Source organism: Hymenobacter caeli, from assembly GCF_013294115.1.
Taxonomy (GTDB): Bacteria; Bacteroidota; Bacteroidia; order Cytophagales; family Hymenobacteraceae; genus Hymenobacter; species Hymenobacter caeli.
On sequence record NZ_JABSNP010000002.1, the window covers coordinates 337,286 to 353,295 of the forward strand.

A 16,010-nucleotide genomic window follows, 5' to 3' on the forward strand; every position below is an offset into this window, starting at 1 on the left:
GGGCGGGGCTTCGTCGACCTGGGGGCACCTCACCCCGTTCACGCCTGAGACGCAAGGATGCGTCTCTACACGCGGGGGGGGACGCAAAAAAGCCGTTCCAGTACGTTGGAACGGCTTTTTTGGGAGGGGTGGCGGCAGTGTTTACGCGGCGTCGTCCGTCACCACAATCTTGGTAATCTCGTCGTTGCCTTTGATTTGGTCAATCACGTCGAGGCCCTCCACCACTTTGCCGAACACGGTGTGCACGCGGTCGAGGTGGGCGGTGTTCTGGCGGTCGTGCACGATGAAGAACTGCGAGCCGCCGGTGTTTTTGCCGGCGTGGGCCATGCTCAGCACGCCGCGCTCGTGGTGCTGGTGGCCGCCGCCGGTTTCGCAGTCGATTTTGTAGCCGGGGCCCCCGGTGCCGGGCTGGCCCGTGGCCCCGGGCTTGGTGTTGGGGTCGCCGCCCTGAATCATGAAGTTCGGGATGACGCGGTGGAACTTGGTGCCGTCGTAAAAGCCCTTTTTGGCCAGGTCGGTGAAGTTCTTGACGGTGTTGGGCGCGTCCTGCTCGTAAAACTCGACCTTCATGACCCCTTTAGGGGTGTGAATCTCAGCGGTTTTCATCAAAAAGAAAATAAAAAGGTAAAAAATAGCCCCCGAATGGGCCCTGCGAAGGTAAGCCGGTGCAAATTGCGCCGCCGTACAAAACAATCCGAACCGTAGATTGATTCGTAGGGTGCTAACACCATAAACCCACCAATTTCTTCTTTCACGTTTTCTTTTTATGAAAAAGCACCTCTTCTCCGTTGCCAGCGCCTTCGCCCTGACCCTTGGCCTGGCCAGCTGCGGCAACGACAAGCCCGCCGAAACCACCACCACGGACACCAAAACCACGACGGCTGACTCGACGGCCGCCATGGCCAGCGATTCGTCGCGCATGGCCAAGCCCGGCGGGGTGATGGTGGACGGCGTGGCCATGACGGCCGACAAAGACATCGTGGACAACGCCGCCGCGGCCAAGAGCGTGAGCACGCTCGTGTCGCTGGTGAAAGCCGCCGGCCTCGTGGAAACCCTGAAAGGCACGGGCCCCTTCACCGTGTTCGGCCCCACCAATGCCGCCTTCGACAAGCTGCCCAAGGCCGCCGTGGCCGAGCTGACGGCCCCCGCCAACGTGGCCAAGCTGAAAGCCGTGCTCACCTACCACGTCATCGCCGGCCGCCTGCTGGCCGCCGACCTGAAGGACGGCCAGGAGCTGACCACCGTGAACGGCGAGAAGCTGAAAGTGATGGTGAAAGACGGCAAAGTAATGGTGGGCAACGGCAAAGACGCCCCCGCCACCGTGCAGATTGCCGACGTGATTTCGAAAAACGGCGTAACCCACGTCATCGACGGCGTGCTGCTGCCCCTGCCCAAGAAGTAGGCTCAACTGATTTTTAAGGTTAAAAAGGGCCCCCGGCGCAATGCCAGGGGCCCTTTTTGGCGTAGAGACGCATCCTTGCGTCTGAGGTTTGAACGGGCCCGTTGCCCGGAGCCAGCCTACGGCCCCAGCGGTACCGGTGGGCGACGTAGGGGCGGGGCTTGCCCCCGCCCGTCGTTGCCCGGTTGAAGCTGGATTCGTGCGGCGACGGGCGGGGGCAAGCCCCGCCCCTACGGACCCCGAAACCGCGCCGGGGCTGCTGTCCAGCGGCCCCGTTCGAACCCCAGACGCAAGGATGCGTCTCTACGCCGTTCCAGAGGCCTACGCTTCGAGGCCGGCGTCTTCCGACACGCGGCGGGCGAAGGCGGTCCAGTCCACGTCGTTTTCGTGGCGGGCCACGGTGGTGCTCATGCGGTTGTGCACGAGCTGGGCCAGGGGCATGGGCGCGGCCAGCTGCTGGGCGTGGTCGAGCACGAGGCGAAAATCTTTGCGGATGACGGGCGGCGGGGCCCCCACGGGCAGGTAGTGCCTGCTGGCAATCATGCGCCCGTAGTTGTGGTACACCGGGCAGTTGAAGAGGGTGCCCACCAGGAAATCGTGCAGCGGCTGGCGGCCCACGCCGCTTTTTTCGGCCAGCGTGTAGGCCTCCGCCATCGCCTCGATGGCCGCGCCGAGCAGGAAGTTGCCGCAGAGCTTCACCACGCTGGCCATGGCGGGGTCGTCGCCGAACTCGTGGGTGCCCTGGCCCAGCGGTTCCAGCCAGGGCTTCGCCCTGGCCCGTGTCTCGGCGGGGCCCGCCAGGCCCAGCCACAGCTTGGCCGCCGCCGCCGCGTCGGGCTTGCCGAAGGCCGGCGCGGCCACCAGCTGCGAGCCGTGCGCGGCGTGCGCCGCCGCCAGGCGGGTGGTGGTGGCCGGGGCCACGGTGCTGCACGATACGTGCACCGCGCCGGGGGCCAGGCCCGCCAGCAGGCCGTCGGGGCCGGTGGTGAGTTCGGTGAGGGCCGCGTCGTCGGTCACCATCGTGAACACGCCCTCGGCCCCGCGGGCGGCGGCGGCGGGAGTTGGGGCCACGGTGGCCCCCAGGGCTTGCAGCGGCGCGGCCTTGGCGGCGGTGCGGTTGTAAACAGTGAGGGTGTGGCCGGCTTTGAGCAGGTTTTCGGCCATGCCCAGGCCCATGCTGCCCAGGCCAATGAATGCGAGTGTTGCCATGTAAAAAAGGGGGTTGGCCGGGGCCAGTGGTACGCCCCGCTTTACTCGGCTACCCAGTGGTAGGTTTCATAAGCATCGCCGTCGAGGCACGTGGCCGCGCCGTTGAGGTACAGCGTCCGCTGGCCGTTTTGCTGCTCCACGCCGTAGGCCTTGGCGTCGCTGTTCGGCAGGCCATTTTCACTGGTGAAAGTGACCACCGGCGCGTTTGGACTGGCGCAGGGGCCCCCGGTACCCACCGAGCGCTGGTAGCCCGTTTGGTAGTAGTTCTGGCCGTTGCGCTTCACCGCGAGCTGCCCGTCCGCCGCGAACACCAGCTGCCGCGTGAAGCCCACGCTGGCCGGGGTGCGGGGGCTGGCAAAGCCGTAGATGGAACGGTCCCATTCCCAATGGCCAGTGGCTCCGGCCAAGGTGTCGTAGCCAACAGGCGCTGTGTCGGTGTCGTGCTTGCAGCCGGTAGTGAGCTGGGCGGCGCACCCGAGGGCCCCGGCGAGTAGGAAAGCTTTCATAATCGATGGCAAGTAAAAAGGGGGAATACGTACATTGAGGAGCCCCCAATTCCCCATTTCGTTGCAGGCCCGAACGGTTGAAAAGGCGTTAAAAAAGTCGCCGCCGGCTGCTAACCGCCGACCCTATCGGGGGCCCAGCGTATCGGCCTCCGGCACCACTGCCGGCGCGTCCAGCACCGAATCGGGCGCGGCCAGGGCAGGCACTGCGCTGGCGTCTTCGCTGGCCGCGGGGGCCTTACTTGGCACGGTTGTGTCAACGTCAATGTCAACGTCAGCAGCCGGGGCCATGTCCGGTGCCGAAAACACCCGGGCCTGCGCCGAGTCAGCCAAGCCTTCGTCCGAATCATTTGTTGCGCCGGTGAGGGGGACCGCCGGGGCCATTTGGGCCAGTTGCGGGGCCCCTGCGCGCACGGGGCCCCAGGGGTGCAGCAGGCTCCACCCGCCGAGGCCCAGGCCCGCCGCCACGGCCAGCCCGGCCGCCAGCCGCGCCGCGACCCGGGCGGCCACCCGGGGCGGCACCGGCACTTGCCAGGGCCCCCGAGCCGGCTGGCGCGCCGGGGCCCTGGCCGCCTGCGCCCGGGGCCCCGCGGGCGCGGCCCGCGCTGCGGCCGAGTGGCCCGCAGGCGCCGCTGCCTGGGCCCGCAGCTGCTCGATGAGGTGCCCCAGCTGCTGAATGCGTACGTCGAGGGCCTGGTTGCGGGCAGCGGCCTCGGCGCGCCACGCGGCGGCTTGCACGGCCTGGTCGGGCAGCTCGGCGGGGGCGGCGGGCCGGGCCAGCTGGGCGCGCAACTGGGCAAACTCCTGCTCGTGAGCGGCTTGGTGGCGGGCGGCGGCCTGCCGGTGCTGGTGCAGCTCGGCCAGCAGCTCGCGGCGCAGTTGCTCGTGCTGGGCCAGCACCGCGGCGGCGTCGCCGTAGGGCGGGTCGACGGGCACGTCGGCCGCGCCGAGCCACTGCCACAGCTGCCGGGCTTGCTGCCCCCAGAAGCCCAGCGGGCCCGCCGCCGCCAGCTCCGGCCCGGGCGCTTCGGGGGCCCCCCACGCGGCCTGCCAGTGCCGGGCCAGGGCCAGCAGCGCCTCGGGGCCGAGAAAATGGCTGCCGCCGCGCGCCGCCCGTAGCCGCCGCGGCAGCTGCTGGGCCCCGCGCACGAGCTGGAAGTCGCCGGCCGTGTGGCGCAGGTGCTCTTCGGCCTCGTTGCCGAACGTGACGGGGGGCATAAACACCGCGGCCCCGGCGAGGGGCACCGGCGCACCGGGCGGCCAGCCCAGCTGGGCCCCCAGCCAAGCGGCCACCGCTGCTTTTTGCGCCTGGAACTGCGCGTAGGGATTGGGGGCCGCGCCGCGCCCGGCCAGCGGCTCGCCGTCGAGCTGCCAGGCCCCGTGCGCCAGGGCCGGCACCCGCAGGTAGCCGCCCCGGGGCACCAGCAGCAAGGCCGTGGCCTGCCGGGGCTGCACCACCAGGGCGTCCACCGCCAGGCCTTCGGGCAGCACCGCCAGGTTGCCCAGCAGCAGCGTGTCCGGGGCCCCGCCGGGGGCGGCGGCGAGGGCCGCGCGCACGGCTTCGTACTGCGCCTGCCGGGCCGCATCTGCGAAAGGAGCCAACAAAAAATGGTGCATCATGGCCGGGTGCCCGGGCCCCGGCCGGCCCACCCCGGCCCGGCCTTCCCAAAAGCCAGGCAAAATACGCCGGGTGCCGCCAGCAAGCAACGCCAGGGTAGCGGCGGGCGCAAAGGCCGCCCGAGCGGCGGCCCGCCGCCGCGCCGGGGCTGGCTAGTGCCGGTTGTCGTCGTCGGCCAGCATGCTCAGGTAGCTGTCGTAGCGGGGCAGGGCGATGCGGCCGGCGTCCACGGCTTCGCGCACGGCGCAGCCGGGCTCGTGCAGGTGGCGGCAGTTGTGGTAGCGGCACTGGTTGAGCAGGGCCCGCATCTCGGGGAAGTAGCCGGCCAGCTCGGCGGGCCGGATGTCCACGATGCCCAGCTCTTTGATGCCGGGCGTGTCGATGAGGTACGTGCCGGGCCGCACCTCCAGCATCTCCGCGAAGGTGGTGGTGTGCACCCCTTTGTCGGAAAACTGGCTGATTTCGGCCGTTTTGATGTCCAGGTCCGGCACCAGGGCGTTGATGAGCGTGCTCTTGCCCACGCCCGAGTGGCCCGAGAGCAGCGACGTTTTGCCGTCGAGCAGCGCGTCCACGGCCGCCACGCCGGTGCCGGTGCTGGCCGTGCACCGGCAGCTTGCGTAGCCCAGCGAGCGGTACATGCCGGCAATTTCGGCCTGGTAGGCCAGCCCGTCGGCGTCGAGCAAATCGGCCTTGTTGAAAATTAATACGACCGGAATGTGGTAGGCCTCGGCCGTTACCAAAAAGCGGTCGATGAACCCGAACGACGTGGTGGGCGAGGCCAGCGTGACCACCAGCAGGGCCTGGTCGAGGTTGGCCCCCACGATGTGGGCGTGCCCGGTGGTGTGCACCGAGCGCCGCACGATGTAGTTGCGGCGCGGCGCGATGTGCGTAATCACGGCCGCGCCCTCGGCCTGCTGCTCGGGCTCGAACATGACCGAATCGCCCACGGCCAGCGGGTTGCTCACCTTCAGGCCCTGGATTTTGAACTTGCCCCGCAGCCGGCAGCGGTACAGCTGCCCCGTGGCCGCCTCGCGCACCACGTACCACGAGCCGGTGGATTTCACGACGGTGCCAGTCATTTTTTGAGTTATGAGTTATGAGTTATGAGTTATGAGTTATGAGTTATGAACAGTTTTAAAAGCTATAACCTGGTGCCTACCAACTCATAACCCGTAACGCATAACTTCCAACTCTAAAAGAATGCGGGCCGTGGCGCCGGCCTGCTGGTGCACGTAATCCAGGGCCAGGTCCTGCATTTTGAGGCGCAGGGTTTCGTTGCCGAGCAGGCGGGCGAAGGCCTTTTCCAGCTCCTCGGCGGTGCGCACGGGCTTCGCGCAGCCCAGGGCCACCAGGTCCACGGCCTCCTGAAACTTGCTGTAAGCGGGCCCGAAAAACAGCGGCAGGCCGAAGGCGGCGGCCTCCAGCGTGTTGTGCAGGCCCTTGCCAAACGCCCCGCCGACGTAGGCAAATTGCCCAAAGCGGTAAAGCTGGCTGAGCAGGCCCACGTTGTCGAACAGCAGCAGCCGGGCCCCGGCCGCGGTGCCGGCCTGCGCCTGCGAGTAGCGCAGCACCTGGCCGGGCAGCAGGGCCTCAATTTGCCGCAAGTGGGCTTCCGTGATTTCGTGGGGGGCCAGCAGCACCCGGATCTGGCCGGCGTAGCGGCGCAGCAAGGGCCCCAGGGCGGGCAGGTCTTCGGACCAGGCGCTGCCCACCACCAGCACCGGGGCCCCGTCGGCCACGAAGGCCTCCACGAGGGGCAGCGGGCGCGGCGGGGCCAGGGCCGCGGCCGCCACGGCGTCGAAGCGCGTGTCGCCGGCCGCGCTCACGCGGGTCAGGCCATGCTGGCGCAGCAGCGCGGCCGAGGCCTCGTTTTGGGTGAAAATGTGCGCGAACTGGCCCAGAATTTCCCGGAAAAAATTGCCCCAAGGCTTAAAGAAAACCTGCTCGGGCCGGAAGATGGCCGACACCACCACGGCCGGGGCCTCGCTGCGCCGGGTTTCGGCCAGGAAGTGGTACCAAAACTCGTATTTCACGAACACGGCCAGCCGGGGCTGCACCGCGGCCAGAAACGCCCGGGCGTGGGCACGGGTGTCTAGCGGCAGGTAAAACACGTAGTCGGCCCCCGGCCAGCTCCGGCGCACTTCGTAGCCCGACGGCGAAAAAAACGTGAGCACGATTTTGGTGCCCGGGTGGGCCCGGCGGTAGGCCTCCATCAGCGGGCGGCCCTGCTCGAACTCGCCCAGCGAGGCGCAGTGAAACCACACCCGCGGGGCCGGGTCGGTGGCCAGGGCCGCGCTAATGCGCGGCAGCAGCCCGCGCCGCCCGGCCACCCAGGCCGCCGCCTTGGGCACGAAGGGCGCGGCCAGGCGCAGTAGCAGCGCGTAAAAAAAAAGGGCGAGGTCGTACAGCAGCGTCAAGGCCGCGAAATTACGGCCGAAAACCGGTGGGGCCAGCGGGGCCAGTCCGCCCGGTTTTCGGCGGCCGGCCTAGCGTATCGGGTTCAGGTCGGCCTCGCCGGTGCGCCAGTCGGCGGGGCACAGGGCCCCGTGCTGCTCGTAGTGCTGGAGGGCGTCCACCATGCGCAGGGCCTCGTGGGTGCTGCGGCCCAGGGGCCCGTCGTTCACCGATTGGTGGCGCACGATGCCGTCGCGGTCAATCAGAAACAGGCCCCGGTTGCTGGTCGGCGTGCCCACAAACGTCATCTCGCCCTGCTCGTTGTAGTCGAAGTGCCCGGCCAGCATGTCGTAGTTGGCCGCGATGGTTTTGGTGGCGTCGGCCACCAGCGGGTACGTTACGCCCTTGATGCCGCCCTGCTCGCGGGGCTGGCGCAGCCAGGCGCGGTGGCTCTGGTGGCTATCGGTCGAGCAGGCCACCACGGCCACGTCGCGCGCTTCAAACTTGGGCAGCAGGTGCTGAAACGCCAGTATTTCGGTGGGGCACAGCAACGAGAAATCGGAAGGGTAGAAGTAAAAGAGCACGTGCATCTTGCCTAGGTAACGGTCGAGTGAAAAATCGTTTTCGATTTCCCCGTCGATTACGGCCGTGGCCCGGAAAGAAGGGGCGCGCTTGCCCACGAGAACTGCCATGTAATTGAATGTGAAAGACGTGAAGGATGTGAGAACGAGAAGATTCCGGGAAAAATGCGCAGGGTGCAGGCCACGAGAAGGCCTGCGAAACCGGGGTTACGAAAATGCGGGTAGGCAAGGCCAAGAACTTGCCCCAATTCTTCATGTGCCTAAATCCTTCCCATTTTCCCTGGCCCCGCGGGCCGCTTAATTGCCCGTAAACTCCGGCGGGCGCTTCTCCAAAAAGGCCGCCATGCCTTCTTTTTGGTCATCGGAGGCGAAGGTGAGGTAGTAGTTGCGGCGCTCGAACTGCAGGCCCGCGGCGAGGGGGCTTTCAAAAGCATAATTCACGGCCTCTTTGGCCAGGCGCACGGCCACCGGGGGCTGGGCCGCCACGCGGGCCGCCAGCCGGAAGGCTTCTGCGAGGCACTGGGCGGCGGGCACCACGCAGTTCACCAGGCCCCGGCGCAGGGCCTCGGCGGCCGGCACAAAGTCGCCGGTGAGCACCATTTCCATGGCCTTGGCCTTGCCCACGGCGCGGGCCAGGCGCTGGGTGCCGCCGCCGCCGGGCAGCGTGCCCAGCCGGATTTCGGGCTGCCCGAACTGCGCCGTTTCGGCCGCCACCACCAGGTCGCAGGCCAGGGCCAGCTCGCAGCCGCCGCCCAGCGCGAAGCCCGCCACGGCCGCCACCAGCGGCTTGCGCATTAGCCGCAGCTGGTCCCAGAAGCTGGCGTGGTCGGCCAGCAGCATGTCCACGGGGCCGCGCCCGCTCATGGCCCGGATGTCGGCCCCCGCGGCAAAGGCCCGCTCGTTGCCGGTGATGACCACCACGCGCACCGCCTCGTCGGCGTCGAGGGCCCGCAGCGCGTCGCGGATTTCGTGCATCAGCGCCAGGTTCAGGGCGTTCAGCTCCCGGGGGCGGTTGAGCTGGAGCAGGGCCACGCCCGGCCGGGCCTGGGGCGTAACGAGGAGAAATTCGGGCACCGGGAAATGAATTATGAGTTATAAATTATGAGTTATGAGTTGGGGCTTTCAGGCTTCTCATCGATTTGAACGAGCCAACAATGTAGCCCTTCAACTATTCAACACTTCACCCCCGGCACACGAACTGGAACGTGCTGCGCGTGCGCTGCTCCAGCAGCAGCTCGCGCCCGGCGGTGAGGCGGGCCACGCTGGCCGCGTCGTAATTCTTGATGGTGAACAGCAGCAAGCCGGCGTTGTAGTGGGTGCGAAACTGCCCCGCCAGCAGCGCCAGCAGCTGCTGCACCCGCCGCTCCGAAAAATCGGTGCACACCGAGAAGCTGATGGCCGAGTTTTGCATCAGGTTGATTTTGAGCCGCGCCTGCGCCAGGGCCCCGAAAATGACTTCCAGGTTTTCCTCCGAGATGAACGCGAAATCCTTGCTCTCGAACGAGAGCAGGCACTGCTCCGTTTTCCGAATGAAGGCCGGGGCCAGCGCCGGGTGCTGGCAGTTGTGGATGAGCGTGCCGGGGGCCCCGGGGTCCAGAAACGAGCGCACGCGCAGCGGAATGCCGCGCTCGGCCAGCGGCTTCAGCGTTTTGGGGTGGATGACGCTGGCCCCGTAGTAGGCCATCTCGATGGTTTCCTGGTAGCTGATTTCCGGGTAGCGCACCGCGTCGGGAAACAGCTTGGGGTCGGCGCTGAGCAGGCCCGCCACGTCCTTCCAAATCGTCACCGACTCGGCCCGCAGGCAATAAGCAAAAATGGCGGCTGAGTAGTCGGAGCCCTCGCGGCCCAGCGTGGTAGTACGATGGTCGTCTTTGACACTGCCCACGAACCCTTCGGTTACTATAATGTGTGTGTCTCCATTGGGGAGAAATAGATCTTGTATCCCTGCTCGAATTTTCTTTTCTGTTTCCTCCCAATGTACTTTCCCTTCGCGCCAAGTGGCATCCGTTACAATCGTCGAACCGCGATGATAAACATTTGCATTTGAGATACTTGTCAAAGCATAATAAACTAAATAAGAAGAGAGGGTTTCTCCAAAACTTACCACTTGGTCATATCCTTCATCGTAAGTTTTACTAGGTGAAAGATTTGCTAGCCGGTAAGCAAGCTCCTTGAACAGCGCGACCAGTTCTGGGTCTAACTCATTAGGGTTTATGTAAGGGTGAGGCAGGGCTTTTCCTAAATCTGTACTCACTTGATTGTGGTACATCTCAACCGCCGCTAGTTGCGTCGAATAGTCCCGCTCAGTATATGCCAAGTCGAAAATCTCCTCCAGCGCGTTGGTTGTTTTGCCCATTGCCGACACCACGATGAGCAGCGGCCGGCCCTGGGCGGTGGTTTCCACGATGCGCTTGAGGTTGAGGATGGCCGCCGCGTCTTTCACCGATGCGCCGCCGAATTTGTACACTTGGAGTTGGTTTGCTGCCGTCATATGCCCCAAAAGTAGGAACGTGGTGCGAGGTAGGGCGAAAAAAAACTAGCTTTGTACACCGCACCCGCTTCATCCGCCCACTCTGAATTTTTATGGACCACAACAAACTGGCCCTGCCCGTTGGGGCTACGCTCGACCGCTTCATCATGCGCAAGCAGGAGGATTTCCCCTACGCCACCGGGGAGCTGTCGCAGCTGCTGCGCGATATCGCGCTGGCCGCCAAAATCGTGAACCGCGAAATCAACCGCTCGGGCCTCATCGACATCGCCGGGGCCTTCGGTGGCCAGAACGTGCAGGGCGAAGACCAGCAGAAGCTCGACGTGGTGGCCAACATTCGCTTCATCCGGGCCCTGCGCAACGGCGGCGAGGTGTGCACCATCATCTCGGAAGAGGACGAGGACATGATTCAGACCGGCAATTTGCAGGGCAAGTACGTGGTGGCCATCGACCCGCTCGACGGCTCCTCGAACATCGACGTGAACGTGAGCATCGGCACCATTTTCAGCATCTACCGCCGCGTGTCGGCCACCGGCCGCGAGGGCACCGCCGCCGATTGCCTCCAGCCCGGCACCCACCAGGTGGCCGCCGGCTACGTTATCTACGGCTCCAGCACCATGCTCGTGTACACGACCGGCAACGGCGTGAACGGCTTCACCTACGAGCCCTCGCTGGGCGAGTTCTTCCTCTCGCACCCCAGCATTCAAACGCCCGCCACTGGCACGGTCTACTCCGTCAACGAGGGCAGCTCCGAGTCGTTCGAGCCCGGTGTGGCGGCCTTCGTGCGCCAGTGCAAAGAGCGGAATTTTTCGGCCCGCTACATCGGCTCGCTGGTGGCCGATTTCCACCGCAACCTGCTCAAGGGCGGCATTTATTTCTACCCCGCCACCGCCAAGAGCCCCACCGGCAAGCTGCGCCTCATGTACGAGTGCAACCCCCTGGCGTTCATCGTGGAGCAGGCCGGCGGCAAAAGCTCCAACGGCAGCCGCCGCACCATGGAAATCGAGCCCAAGTTGCTGCACGAGCGCTGCCCCGTCTTCATCGGCAGCAAGGAACTGGTCGAGCAAGTGGAACAATTCATCGTCCGCGAAAGCGCCGCCGCTGCCACCCTGCTGTAGCCCGCCGCCGTCCCACAAAAAAGCCCTGCTGGAGCGTCCGGCAGGGCTTTTTTGTGGACTAGACGGTTGCCATGCTGGCAGCGGGTGACTCAACCGCCCGCGGCGGAGCGTCCGGTGCTTATTCGGCCTTTTTGCGGCTTTTCTTGGGCGCGGCGGCCGGGGCGGCTTCCGGGTTGGCCGCGGCTTCGGCCGTGGCCGGGGGCTCGGGGGCGTTAATCACGCCGCCCGTGCTCAGGGGTTCACCGGGGGCAGGGCCCTCCGCGGCGGGTTGTTCCGTGGCAGTTTCTTCCGCAGCGGCTTCCTGGTAGGGCAGGTGCTGGGCCACGATGCCGTACCAGGCGGCCAGCTTCTTGATGTCGGACGTGTACACCCGGTCGCGGTCGTAATCGGGCACGGCGTGGGCCATAAAATCAGCCAGTTCCGCTTCGCTCGATTTGCTGGTCACGGGCACCGCGGGGCCGTAGTGGGCGTGCAGCTGCTCGAACACGTCGGCCAGCGGCACGTTCACGTCGTAATCGGTCGTATAAATCGAAATTTCCGACAGCAGCGACACTTTGTTGCGGGCGGGGGCCATGCTGCGGGCCGCGCGGGCGTCGAGGCTTTCCACCAGTACGCCGTGGCGGGCGGCTTTCAGCAAACGGTATAGGCCCGGCATGCCGCTGATGGCGGCAATTTCTTTCAATTCGTAAGGCATTCTTTTCTTTTAATTAACAATGATTAAGTAGCAATTAATAATTATTATTGAGTCCAACGACGCAGCGCTGTTTATGACCACCAATAATTATTAATTATTCTTCGCCGTTATTCCGTGGCATTTGAGCCAGTCGCGCCCAATTTGAAATCAATGGGCAAGCTGGTAAGCACAGGGTACGCCGGTTTTTTAAATTTGAGCAGGCGCACCACGCGCAAGGCTTCGTCGCCGGTGCCGCCGCCCACCTGTTTCACCAATTTAATGCCCGACATGGTGCCGTCCGGGTTCAGCGTGAAGCTGACGATGCAGCGGCCCTGGATGCGGTTGCGCTTGGCCAGCAGCGGGTACTTCAGCTCCTGGGCAATGAAGGCGTACATGGCGGCTTGGCCGCCCTCGTAGTACTCGGCCACCGGAATGGCTCCGGCCACGCGGCCCGTGCCGGCCCCGGCTTCGCCGGCGGGCCGGGCGGGCGGCGGGGTGTTGGGGGGCGTGGTTTGGGCAGCCGCCGGGGCCGCCAGCAGCAGGCCCAGGGCCAGCGGCGAAAGCAAATGTTTCAGCATAAAACCGGTTGAGGGGGGGAAGGAATGAACGAAGCGGCGGTCGCGGCCAGCGACTCTGGCCGGGCAAAAGCGGGGCCAAACTTACGCACCCGGGGCCGCCGCCAGCTGCTGGTTCACTCCGTCGATAAAGCCCAGTAGCTCGTCGCGCCCCGCCTTAGTGGTGGCCGACGTAACAAAATACTGCGGCAGCTCGTCCCAGCTCTCGGCCATTTTGGCCAGGTACGCGGCCAGCAGCGTCCGCGTTTGGGCCGCCGACTGCTTGTCGGTTTTGGTGAACACCATCACGAAGGGCACGCCCATCTCGCCCAGGTTTTCCATGAATTCCAGGTCGCTGGCCTGCGGGGGCAGGCGCGAGTCGAGCAGCACGCACACGCAGGCCAGGTTTTCGCGGCGCTGCAAGTAGGCGTTCAGCATTTTCTGCCACTCGGCGCGGGCCGTTTTGCTCACCTTGGCGTAGCCGTAACCGGGCAAATCGACCAGGTACCACTGCTCGTTGACAAGGAAGTGGTTGATTAACTGGGTTTTGCCGGGCGAAGCCGACGTTTTGGCCAGGCCCGCCCGGCTGGTGAGCATGTTGATGAGCGACGACTTGCCCACGTTGGAACGCCCGATGAAGGCGTACTCCGGCCGGTCGGGGGGCGGGCACAAGTCCACGCGGGTGTTGCTCGTTAAAAACCGGGCGTCGCGAATCAGCATGGGGGCAAATAAAGGGTAAGTGCAAATACCGGCGACCGGCGACCGGCGCAGCAATCCGCAAAATTACGCCCTCCGGCGGCCAAAACGTCATAAAATAATGGGTGGCCGGAAATTGTAATCTATTGTATTCGTCTATATTTGCGCGGTTGCTTGGCGCATTTTGGTTCGTAGCGCTGGTGTTAAGGGTTGCTTTACGGCGCATTTTCTTTTTGCCGGGGCCCGCATTCCCTATCTTTGTCACCAAGGCCTGTTTTCGGGCCGCGCTAAGTTTAATTGTTTCCCACTGCTCTTCTTAACCCTGCGCATTTTTTTAAGTATAAGCCGAACCCGTTGCCGCTCGCGCGGCGGCCTATTCTTTTATGCGGCGCTCTGCACAGCCTTAATTACGAAACCTTTTTTTCCAACCCTTTATTTTTCCAATGGATAACTTATCCAAACGGTTGTTGCAGGCTTCCTGCGCCGTGGCCCTGGGTGCCGCCGCCCATCCCGGCATGGCCCAAAGCACGGGCAAACTGCTCAAAACTGGCAACAAGTTTTTCGGGCAGGAAAATTACCGTGCTTCTATTCCTTATTACGAGCAAGTGCTGGCCAAAGACCCCAACAACGCGAAAGCGCTGTTCAATGCCGGCATTTCCTACCTAAGTTTTGACAAGGAAAAGGCCAGCGACTACATCTACAAAGCGCAGCGCCTGAAGCCCAAGGTATCGAAGGACGTGGAATACTGGCTCGGCCGGGTGGACCACCTCAACTACAACTTCGACGAGGCCATTGCGCACTACCAGGCCTACAACGCCACGCTCAAAGCCAAGAAGAGCAACGAAGACCGCCGCTCGGAAGTAGCCCAGCTCATCCAGCATTCCAAGAATGCCAAGGTGCTTTTCAACTCGCCCAAGGACATCTTTGTGAAGAACCTGGGGCCCGTCATCAACACGCAGTACGGCGAGCACAGCCCGGTAATTTCGTCCGATGATAAAGTGCTGCTCTTCACTTCGCGCGGGCAGTACACGGGCACGCCCAACGACCCCGCCAAGAAGCAGGAGAAGGGCAAAGGCAAACTGGCCGCCGACGGCGAGTACTACGAGGAAATTTACGAGGCCAAGCGCATCGACGACGAGAACTGGGAGAAGCCCCGCTCGCTGTCGCAGGCCCTCGTGAGCAAGGGCCACGACGCCTCGATTCAGGTGTTCGACAACGACTCGAAGCTGTTGATGTACCGCGACGACCAGAACGGCGACATCTACCAGTCCGACAAAACGAACGGCGAGTGGTCGTCGCCCGTGCGCCTGAACAGCAACATCAACTCGAAGGCGTTCGAATCGGACGCCTACATCACGCCCGACGGCAAAACCCTGTATTTTTCGACCGGCAAGTACTCGGAAGACGGTACCCTCGACCTGTACGTGTCCAAGCGCGGCTCGGACGGCGACTGGGGCCCGGCCAAGTCGCTGGGTGGGGCCATCAACACCAAGTACGACGACGACAGCCCCTACGTGAGCAAGGACGGCAAGACGCTGTACTTCTCGTCGCGCGGCCACAACACGATGGGCGGCTACGACATTTTCAAGAGCGCCTACGACAGCATCGGGCACCGCTGGGGCACCCCCGAAAACATGGGCTACCCCATCAACACGCCCGACGACGACAGCTACTACCGCCTGAGCCCCGACGGCTCGTATGCCTACCTGAGCAGCTACCGCATCGGCGGCTACGGCGAGAAGGACATCTATACGATTAACTACATCAAGAACGCCACCGTGAAAGGCAAGGTGTTTGCGAAGAGCGACAGCACCACGGCAATTCCGGGCGTGGAGCTGGTGTTCAGCGGCAAGCAGGCCGACAACACCCCGCTCAGCTTCCGCGACGTGAGCAAGCCCGACGGCTCGTACCAGGTGGCCGTGCTCTCGGGCCGCACCTACCAGGTGGCGGTGAGCAAAGACGGCAAGAACGTGGAAACCCAGGAGTTTGCCATCCCGGTTTCGACCAACGACTCGACCACCATCACCAAGAACTTCTACATCGCTTACATCGACACGTCGACGGCAGGCCTGTACCCGTTCAAGAAAATCTACTTCGACACCGACAAGTACAAGCTGCGGCCGGAGTCGATTATCGTGCTGAACGACATTGCCCAGAAGCTTACCGCCACGCCGGGCCTCAACATCCAGGTGGAGGGGCATTGCGACTCGCGCAACACCGACGAGTACAACATGGTGCTGGGCCAGAACCGCGCCGATGCCGCTAAGAAGTACCTGGTGACCAAAGGCGTGGCCGATACGCGCCTGACCACGGTGAGCTACGGCGAGCGCCGCCCGGCCGCTCCGAACGACTCGCCCGAGAACATGCAGCTCAACCGCCGCGACGAGTTCCGGGTGGTGCTGAAGGAAGGCGAGAAAATGCCCATGACGCCGCCGGCCCCGGGCGCAGCCCCGGCTGCGGGCGCGGTCCCGATGGGCGGGGCGGGTACGATGGCTCCGCCGTCGGCCCCGGCGTTGCCGCTGCCCGGCAAGAGCAAGGCCAAGATGGCCGACGGCACCAAAGTGAAGACCAAGGTGGACGAAGACTCGGACAAAGTGAAGGTAAAAACCAAGGGCGCGGCCGGCGAGAAATCCAAAACCGTGTCGAAAGACGGCGAAGTGGACTCGAAGGCCAAGGACGCCTCCGGAGCCAAGGACAAGATAAAAGTCAAGCCGGAGTAGCCGCCGCCAACGGTGCCCTGAGCGGGCCGGGCCCCAGGCCCGGCCCGCTTTTTTGTG

General features: G+C 64.6%; 15 protein-coding genes. 3 read left to right on the forward strand and 12 right to left on the reverse strand.

Annotated elements, in window-relative coordinates:
- Nucleotides 1–141: 141 nt before the first annotated feature.
- A complete protein-coding gene (locus tag HNP98_RS03150; RefSeq protein WP_173808594.1) occupies nt 142–606 on the reverse strand; it encodes a peptidylprolyl isomerase in 465 nt (154 codons plus the stop codon).
- A 160-nt stretch (nt 607–766) separates the two neighbouring features.
- Between HNP98_RS03150 and HNP98_RS03155 the strand changes: the two genes are divergently transcribed.
- Nucleotides 767–1,402: a fasciclin domain-containing protein gene (locus HNP98_RS03155; RefSeq protein ID WP_173808595.1), complete on the forward strand. Its 636-nt coding sequence runs from the start codon at nt 767–769 to the stop codon at nt 1,400–1,402.
- A 318-nt stretch (nt 1,403–1,720) separates the two neighbouring features.
- Here the strand turns inward: HNP98_RS03155 and HNP98_RS03160 are convergent, their stop codons facing one another.
- From HNP98_RS03160 to HNP98_RS03195, 8 genes are all read right to left on the reverse strand, one after another.
- Nucleotides 1,721–2,608, reverse strand: a complete 888-nt coding sequence (locus tag HNP98_RS03160) for an NAD(P)-dependent oxidoreductase (protein ID WP_173808596.1) — start codon at nt 2,606–2,608, stop codon at nt 1,721–1,723.
- Nucleotides 2,609–2,649: 41 nt separating this feature from the next.
- Nucleotides 2,650–3,114 carry a hypothetical protein gene (locus HNP98_RS03165; RefSeq protein ID WP_173808597.1) on the reverse strand — a complete coding sequence of 155 codons (465 nt, stop codon included), beginning with the start codon at nt 3,112–3,114 and terminating at the stop codon, nt 2,650–2,652.
- Between the two features lie 123 nt (nt 3,115–3,237).
- On the reverse strand, nt 3,238–4,713 hold the full coding sequence (locus HNP98_RS03170) for a hypothetical protein (RefSeq protein WP_173808598.1): 1,476 nt from the start codon (nt 4,711–4,713) through the stop codon (nt 3,238–3,240).
- Nucleotides 4,714–4,881: 168 nt separating this feature from the next.
- Complete coding sequence (rsgA, locus tag HNP98_RS03175; protein ID WP_173808599.1) at nt 4,882–5,808, reverse strand: ribosome small subunit-dependent GTPase A; 927 nt, start codon at nt 5,806–5,808, stop codon at nt 4,882–4,884.
- Between the two features lie 84 nt (nt 5,809–5,892).
- Entirely contained in the window at nt 5,893–7,146 is a 1,254-nt protein-coding gene (locus tag HNP98_RS03180) for a 3-deoxy-D-manno-octulosonic acid transferase (RefSeq protein WP_173808600.1), read from the reverse strand.
- Between the two features lie 69 nt (nt 7,147–7,215).
- Nucleotides 7,216–7,815 (reverse strand): peroxiredoxin, encoded by a 600-nt coding sequence (locus HNP98_RS03185; RefSeq protein ID WP_173808601.1) that lies wholly within the window; start codon nt 7,813–7,815, stop codon nt 7,216–7,218.
- A gap of 186 nt (nt 7,816–8,001) precedes the next feature.
- Nucleotides 8,002–8,778, reverse strand: a complete 777-nt coding sequence (locus HNP98_RS03190) for an enoyl-CoA hydratase-related protein (RefSeq protein ID WP_173808602.1) — start codon at nt 8,776–8,778, stop codon at nt 8,002–8,004.
- Nucleotides 8,779–8,884: 106 nt separating this feature from the next.
- Nucleotides 8,885–10,195 (reverse strand): aspartate kinase, encoded by a 1,311-nt coding sequence (locus tag HNP98_RS03195; RefSeq protein WP_173808603.1) that lies wholly within the window; start codon nt 10,193–10,195, stop codon nt 8,885–8,887.
- Between the two features lie 92 nt (nt 10,196–10,287).
- Between HNP98_RS03195 and fbp the strand changes: the two genes are divergently transcribed.
- A complete protein-coding gene (gene fbp, locus HNP98_RS03200; RefSeq protein ID WP_173808604.1) occupies nt 10,288–11,310 on the forward strand; it encodes a class 1 fructose-bisphosphatase in 1,023 nt (340 codons plus the stop codon).
- Nucleotides 11,311–11,428: 118 nt separating this feature from the next.
- Here fbp and HNP98_RS03205 read toward each other — a convergent pair whose 3' ends face one another.
- The 3 genes from HNP98_RS03205 to yihA all read right to left on the reverse strand — a co-directional run bounded on the left by HNP98_RS03205 (nt 11,429) and on the right by yihA (nt 13,257).
- On the reverse strand, nt 11,429–12,004 hold the full coding sequence (locus tag HNP98_RS03205; protein WP_173808605.1) for a DUF5606 family protein: 576 nt from the start codon (nt 12,002–12,004) through the stop codon (nt 11,429–11,431).
- A 107-nt stretch (nt 12,005–12,111) separates the two neighbouring features.
- The gene (locus HNP98_RS03210; RefSeq protein WP_173808606.1) at nt 12,112–12,561 is read right to left on the reverse strand and encodes an energy transducer TonB; all 450 of its coding nucleotides are present in this window, start codon (nt 12,559–12,561) and stop codon (nt 12,112–12,114) included.
- Between the two features lie 81 nt (nt 12,562–12,642).
- On the reverse strand, nt 12,643–13,257 hold the full coding sequence (gene yihA, locus HNP98_RS03215) for a ribosome biogenesis GTP-binding protein YihA/YsxC (RefSeq protein ID WP_173808607.1): 615 nt from the start codon (nt 13,255–13,257) through the stop codon (nt 12,643–12,645).
- A 419-nt stretch (nt 13,258–13,676) separates the two neighbouring features.
- On the opposite strand from yihA, the gene HNP98_RS03220 reads away from it, so the two are divergent.
- Nucleotides 13,677–15,953, forward strand: coding sequence for an OmpA family protein (locus HNP98_RS03220; protein ID WP_173808608.1), 2,277 nt, complete (start codon nt 13,677–13,679; stop codon nt 15,951–15,953).
- The last annotated feature ends 57 nt before the right edge of the window (nt 15,954–16,010 follow it).